4 protein-coding genes are annotated in these 5,831 nt (G+C 71.9%); 1 reads left to right on the forward strand and 3 read right to left on the reverse strand.

Annotated features, from left to right (window positions below; translation table 11 throughout):
* The 3 genes from RZ84_RS15515 to RZ84_RS15525 form a co-directional block, all read right to left on the reverse strand.
* A partial coding sequence (locus RZ84_RS15515) for a bifunctional FO biosynthesis protein CofGH (RefSeq protein ID WP_241778061.1) occupies positions 1–2,015 on the reverse strand: 2,015 nt, incomplete at its 3' end.
* Positions 2,016–2,406: 391 nt separating this feature from the next.
* On the reverse strand, positions 2,407–2,808 hold the full coding sequence (locus RZ84_RS15520) for a VOC family protein (protein WP_043264819.1): 402 nt from the start codon (positions 2,806–2,808) through the stop codon (positions 2,407–2,409).
* Positions 2,809–3,125: 317 nt separating this feature from the next.
* On the reverse strand, positions 3,126–3,950 hold the full coding sequence (locus tag RZ84_RS15525; protein ID WP_043264820.1) for a TIGR03619 family F420-dependent LLM class oxidoreductase: 825 nt from the start codon (positions 3,948–3,950) through the stop codon (positions 3,126–3,128).
* 170 nt (positions 3,951–4,120) lie between these two features.
* On the opposite strand from RZ84_RS15525, the gene RZ84_RS15530 reads away from it, so the two are divergent.
* Entirely contained in the window at positions 4,121–5,638 is a 1,518-nt protein-coding gene (locus tag RZ84_RS15530; RefSeq protein ID WP_198539993.1) for a CehA/McbA family metallohydrolase, read from the forward strand.
* Positions 5,639–5,831 lie beyond the last annotated feature (193 nt).

The following is a 5,831-nucleotide window of genomic DNA, read 5'->3' on the forward strand; positions in this document are numbered from 1 at the left end:
CGGATGCCCAGCTCGTGGGCGGTCTTGATGACCTCGACCCAGGTGGCGGTGGGGAGTTTGCCCTTGGTGAGGACCCAGCGGACCTCGTCGTCCAGGATTTCGGCGGCGGTACCGGGGATGGTGTCCAGGCCGGCGGCCTTGGCCTCGCTCAGCCACTCCCGGATGGACAGGCCGGTGCGGGTGGCGCCGTTGACGACCTCCATCGGGGAGAAGGCGTGCACATGCATGCCGGGGACCCGTTCCTTGACGGCGCGGGCGATGTCGAAGTACGCCGTGCCGGGCAGGTCGGGGTGGATACCGCCCTGCATGCAGACCTCCACCGCGCCCACGTCCCAGGCCTGTTGGGCCCGGTCGGCGACCTGGGAGAGGGAGAGGGTGTACGCGTCGGCGTCCGTGCGGCGCTGGGCGAAGGCGCAGAAGCGGCAGCCGGTGTAGCAGACGTTGGTGAAGTTGATGTTCCTGGTGACGATGTAGGTGACGGCGTCGCCCACGGTGGCGCGGCGCAGGTCGTCGGCGATACGGCACAGCGCGTCCAGGGCGGGGCCGTCGGCGTGCAGGAGGGCGAGCGCCTCGGCGTCGGTGAGCCCGGTCGGATCGTCGGCGGCCTGGGAGAGAGCCTGGCGGACGTCCGCGTCGAGGCGGGAGGGCACCATTCCGGGGGCGGCGGCCTCGCGCAGCGCCTCCCAGTCGCCGTACACCTCGTCGAAGTCGTCCCGGCGATCGGCCGCCCGTCCCTCGGTGTCGATGGTGCGGTGCAGGTCCGTACGCCCCGTGGACACGAACCCCTCGTCGGGCTCCTGCCAGGGATGGCCCTCCACCACGGCGTCCTCGCGGGCCAGGCCCGTCTCCGGGTCGGCCAGGGCGCGGACGTGCGGCAGCAGGCGGGGGTCGAGCCAGGGCTCGCCGCGCCGGACGAACTCCGGGTAGACGGCGAGGCGTTCGCGGAGCCGGAAGCCGGCCGTGGCGGACTGCTCGGCCAGGGCGTCGATCTGGGGCCAGGGGCGCTCGGGGTTGACGTGGTCGGGGGTGAGCGGGGACACGCCGCCCCAGTCGTCGATGCCGGCCCCGATGAGCCGCACGTATTCGTCGTCCACCAGGTTGGGCGGCGCCTGGAGGCAGGCGGAGGGGCCCATGATGTGCCGGGCGACGGCCACGGTGGCGACCAGTTCGTCCAGTTCGGCGTCGGGCATTCCGCGCATCGCCGTGTCCGGCTTGGCGCGGAAATTCTGCATGATCAGTTCCTGGATGCCGTGGTACGCGCGGGAGATGCGGCGCAGCGCGAACAGCGATTCGGCGCGCTCCTCGTAGGTCTCCCCGATGCCGATCAGCAGGCCGCTGGTGAACGGCACGGAGCTGCGCCCGGCGTCCTCCAGGACGCGCAGCCGTACCGCGGGCTCCTTGTCGGGGGAACCGTGGTGCGGACCGCCGGGCTCGCTCCACAGGCGCTCGGCGGTGGTCTCCAGCATCATGCCCATCGAGGGGGCGACGGGCTTGAGGCGCTGGAAGTCCGTCCAGGACATCACGCCGGGGTTGAGGTGGGGCAGCAGCCCGGTCTCCTCCAGGATGCGGATCGCTATCGCCCGTACGTAGGCGATGGTGTCGTCGTACCCCTCGGCCTCCAGCCATTCGCGCGCCTCGGGCCAGCGCTCCTCGGGCTTGTCCCCGAGGGTGATCAGCGCTTCCTTGCAGCCCAGTTCGGCGCCACGGCGGGCGATGGCCAGCACCTCGTCGGGCGACATGAACATCCCGTGACCGGCCCGGCGGAGCTTGCCGGGGACGGTGGCGAAGGTGCAGTAGTGGCACTTGTCGCGGCACAGCCGGGTCAGCGGGATGAAGACGCTCTTGGAGTACGTGATGACACCGGGGCGGCCGGCGGCCTCCAGGCCCGCGTCGCGCACCCGGGCCGCCGAGGCACACAGGTCCGCCAGATCATCGCCGCGCGCCTGGAGGAGCACGGCCGCTTCGATGACGTCCAGTGCCACGCCGTCCCGGGCGCGCTTGAGCGCACGGCGCATGGCGTTCGCCGTCGGCCGTCCCTGTTGGTCGGGCCGCGCGGCCGGTTCGGCTTCGGTGCCTCGGTCGGATGCCTGGTCAGGTCCCTGGGCGCTGGAAGTCATGCCCCTGAGCATACGAGCGACCACCGACAACGCAGCCGCCGGATATGGGGCGATCGGTGTGCCAATGATCACTCCAAGCGGAGGTTGTCTCCGGACGGAACGGGGCAGCCCGGGTCGGGGTAGGCGGCGGGCGGCGACGCCTGGTGGGCGGGGCAGGGCGGGGACACCCGGAACGTACCGGGCGGATCAGAGATCGGTCCGAGGTCGAGCGGCGGTCGGCCAGTGGTCGGCCCGTAGTAGGTCGGCCAGTGGTCGGCCCGTGGTCGGCCACTGGCTGATCACGGGTGGATCAGAGGCTGTTCAGCAGCTCGTCGGAGTAGGTCCGGGTCAGGAACTCCATGTTGTGGCCGTCGGGGTCGTTGACGTAAACGCCTCGGCCGCCGTCCAGGTGGTTGATCTCCTGCGGCCTGGTGTGGCGCGGGTCGGCCCAGTACGGCAGCTCGCGTTCCTGTATGCGCGCCATGATCCCGTCGAACTCGTCCTCGGTCACCAGGAACGCATAGTGCGTGGGGACGAACTCCCTGCCACCGGCGACATGCTCGGCGTAATCGAGGGCCACCCCGTTGTCCAGCTTGAGCGCGGCGAACGGGCCGAACGCCTTGGGTTCGGGGGCGTCGAGCAGGCCGGCGAGGAAGCGGGCCGAGGCGAACCGGTCGGTGCTGTGCACGATCGTGTGGTCGAGGCGAGGCATGGGAACTCCTTGATCTGCGCGGAATTCGATCTTCGAGTGCGATCTTCGGCGACCTTCGAGTGCCTTCACCTACGACGCTACGCCCGGCGGGAGCGGTCCGGATCGGTCTGCGGTACCGACCCGCAGCGCAGTGCCGTACACCGATGGTCCTAGGGCGCGCCGCGCCGGCCGGAGGGGGCGGCCTCGCCCGCCGCCCCCTCGCCGGTACCCCGCCGCCCCTTCACCGGCACGGCATGCAGCACCGCTCCGAGACTGCAGCACCACCCCGGGACTGCGGAACCGCTCCGAGACTGCCGGGGCGACCGCGGACCGCGGCCTCACAAATACTGGGCGAAGTCGTCCAGGGTCCGCAGGACCTCGGCCTCGCCGGCCGGCGGAAGCTGGAGCACGACTTCCCGCAGGCCGAGTTCCTGATAGTGCGCCAGCTTCCCGGGGGTGGGGCGGACCGCGTACGGGACCACCACCGGCTCGCCCGGGCGCCCGGCGTCCTCCCAGACGCGCCGCAGCGCCGGGATGGCCTCGCTCAGCCCCCGCCCACCGATGGGCAGCCAGCCGTCCCCGTATTCCGCGATGTGCCCGAAGAGCTTGGGGCCGGCCGCGCCGCCCAGCAGGGTGCGCGGCGCGCCGTTCACCGGCTTGGGGTAGGCGAAGGACGCCCGTACGGAGCCGAACTCGCCCTTGTAGGCGGTCGGTTCGTCGGCCCACAGGGCGCGCATCAGGGCCACCCGGTCACGGGTCAGCTCGCGCCGGGTCGACCACTCCACCCCGTGGTCGGCGGCCTCCTCGACGTTCCAGCCGTAGCCGATACCGAAGGTGAAACGGCCTCCGGAGAGGTGGTCCAGGGTCGCGATCTGCTTGGCGAGTGCGACCGGATCGTGTTGGGTGACGAGGGTGATACCGGTACCCAGGCCGAGCCGCTCGGTGACGGCGGCGGCCTGGCCGAGGGCGACGAACGGGTCGAGGGTGCGGCCGTACTCGCGCGGCAGCGGCTCCCCCATGGGCGCGGGCGTCTCCCGGGCCGCCGGGATATGGGTGTGCTCGGGGAGATACAGACCGCCGAAACCGCGCTGTTCCAGCTCGCGGGCCAGCCGGTCCGGCCGGATCGTCTCGTCGGTCAGGAAGATCGTGGTCGCGATCCGCATGCTGGGGGCACCTCCGCGTCAGGCGTGTGGGTGACCGCATGTTGCCTCACCGTCCGCGAGTTATCCACAGGGCTTTCCCCGCGTGTCACACGCGCGTACAACGGTTTTCACAGGGCGAAATGAGAAGGCCGCGACGACACGGCACACCAACGACCGCACGGGGGGCGGGGATGGAACGACGCGACGTACTGAGACTTTCGGCAGCCGCCGGCGCGGCGGGCGCGATGACGCTCGGGCGGGTGAGCTTCGCCGATGCCGCACCGGCCGCCGGGCAGTCCGGGGACGGTCCGGCCGAGCAGACCCGCACGGTCTCCGGACATCTGCCGACCGGCGCACCGGACTTCGTCTATCTACCGGTCGAAGTGCCGCACGGTGTCCGGGAGATCGCCGTCTCCTACCGCTACGACAAGCCCGCCGTTCCCGACGGCACCGTCGGGAACGCCTGCGACATCGGCATCTTCGACGAGCGCGGCACGGAGCTGGGCGGCGCCGGGTTCCGCGGCTGGTCGGGCGGGGCGCGTTCGGAGTTCTTCCTGCGGGCCGACGACGCCACCCCCGGTTATCTGCCCGGCCCGGTCAACCCCGGCACCTGGCACATCGCCCTCAGCCCGTACACGGTCGCACCGCAGGGTCTCGCCTATGAGGTCACCATCACCCTGCGCCACGGCCCCCAGGGAAAGACCCCGTCCCCTGTCTATCCACCCGAGCGCGCGCGTGGCCGCGGTCGCGCATGGTATCGGGGTGACAACCATCTGCACTCGATCTACTCCGACGGCAAGCGCACGCCCGCCCGGATCGCGGAGCTGGCCCGCGCCGCCGGGCTGGACTTCATCACCACCTCCGAGCACAACACCACGGCCGGCCACCGCGCCTGGGAGGGGCTGTGGGGCGATGACCTGCTGATCCTGACCGGTGAGGAGGTCACCACCCGCAACGGTCACGTGGTGGCGATGGGCACCGACCCCGGCGCCTTCATCGACTGGCGCTACCGGGCCCGGGACAACGCGTTCGGCAAGTACGCCCGCGCCATCCGCCGGTCCGGCGGCCTGGTCATCCCGGCGCATCCGCACGCCACCTGCATCGGCTGCAACTGGAAGTTCGGCCTGAACGAGGCCGACGCGGTCGAGGTGTGGAACGGCCCGTACGGCCCCGACGACGAGGCCACCCTCGCCGAATGGGACAACACCCTGGTCGCGCACGCCCGAGGCCGCGCCGACTGGCTGCCGGCCGTGGGCCACAGCGACGCCCACCGCGATCCGGACGTCGTCGGCCTCCCGCAGACCGTCGTCCTGGCCGACGACCTCTCGCGCCGCGCCCTCCAGGACGGCATCCGGGCGGGCCGCGTCTGGATCGCCGAATCCGCCCGGATCGACCTGTCGTTCGGCGTCACCGGTGAGCGGGGCGAGCACGCCGGGACAGGCGAGCGCCTGGCGGTGCCCCGGACGGCGAAGGTCACCGCCCGGCTGAAGGTCTCCGGCGCGCCGGGCTGCACGGTCTCCTTCGTCACCGACCAGGGGAGGCTGTATTCCGCCCCGCTGCCGCCCTCCGGCAACGGCACCGTCAGCTGGCAGAGCACGCCCGACTACGCCTCCTACATACGCGCCGAGGTCCGCCACCCGTCCACGACAGCGGGACTGCCGGGGCCGATGGCCGCGCTGACGAACCCTGTGTTCCTCGGGCGGAGTTGACGGACGGGAGGGGCGGCGCACGGGAGAGACGGCGGACGGGAGGTGCTACGGACGGGAGGTGCGACGGACGGGAGAGGCGGCGGACGGGAGAGGCGGCGGATGGGAGAGGCGGCGGATGGGAGACGGGACGCGACGGTCGGGATTCGGGGGCAGGAGACGACGGCGCGGCGGTCGGGATTTTTGTTGGGGGTGG

The sequence above is a fragment of the Streptomyces sp. CT34 genome, from assembly GCF_000805335.1.
Taxonomy (GTDB): Bacteria; Actinomycetota; Actinomycetes; order Streptomycetales; family Streptomycetaceae; genus Streptomyces.

Excerpts from the sequence above, each read along its gene's own strand:
- RZ84_RS15520 (WP_043264819.1), bottom strand. The coding sequence starts at position 2,808 with ATGCCTCGCCTCGACCACACGATCGTGCACAGCACCGACCGGTTCGCC.
- RZ84_RS15525 (WP_043264820.1), bottom strand. The coding sequence starts at position 3,950 with ATGCGGATCGCGACCACGATCTTCCTGACCGACGAGACGATCCGGCCG.
- RZ84_RS15530 (WP_198539993.1), top strand. The coding sequence starts at position 4,121 with ATGGAACGACGCGACGTACTGAGACTTTCGGCAGCCGCCGGCGCGGCG.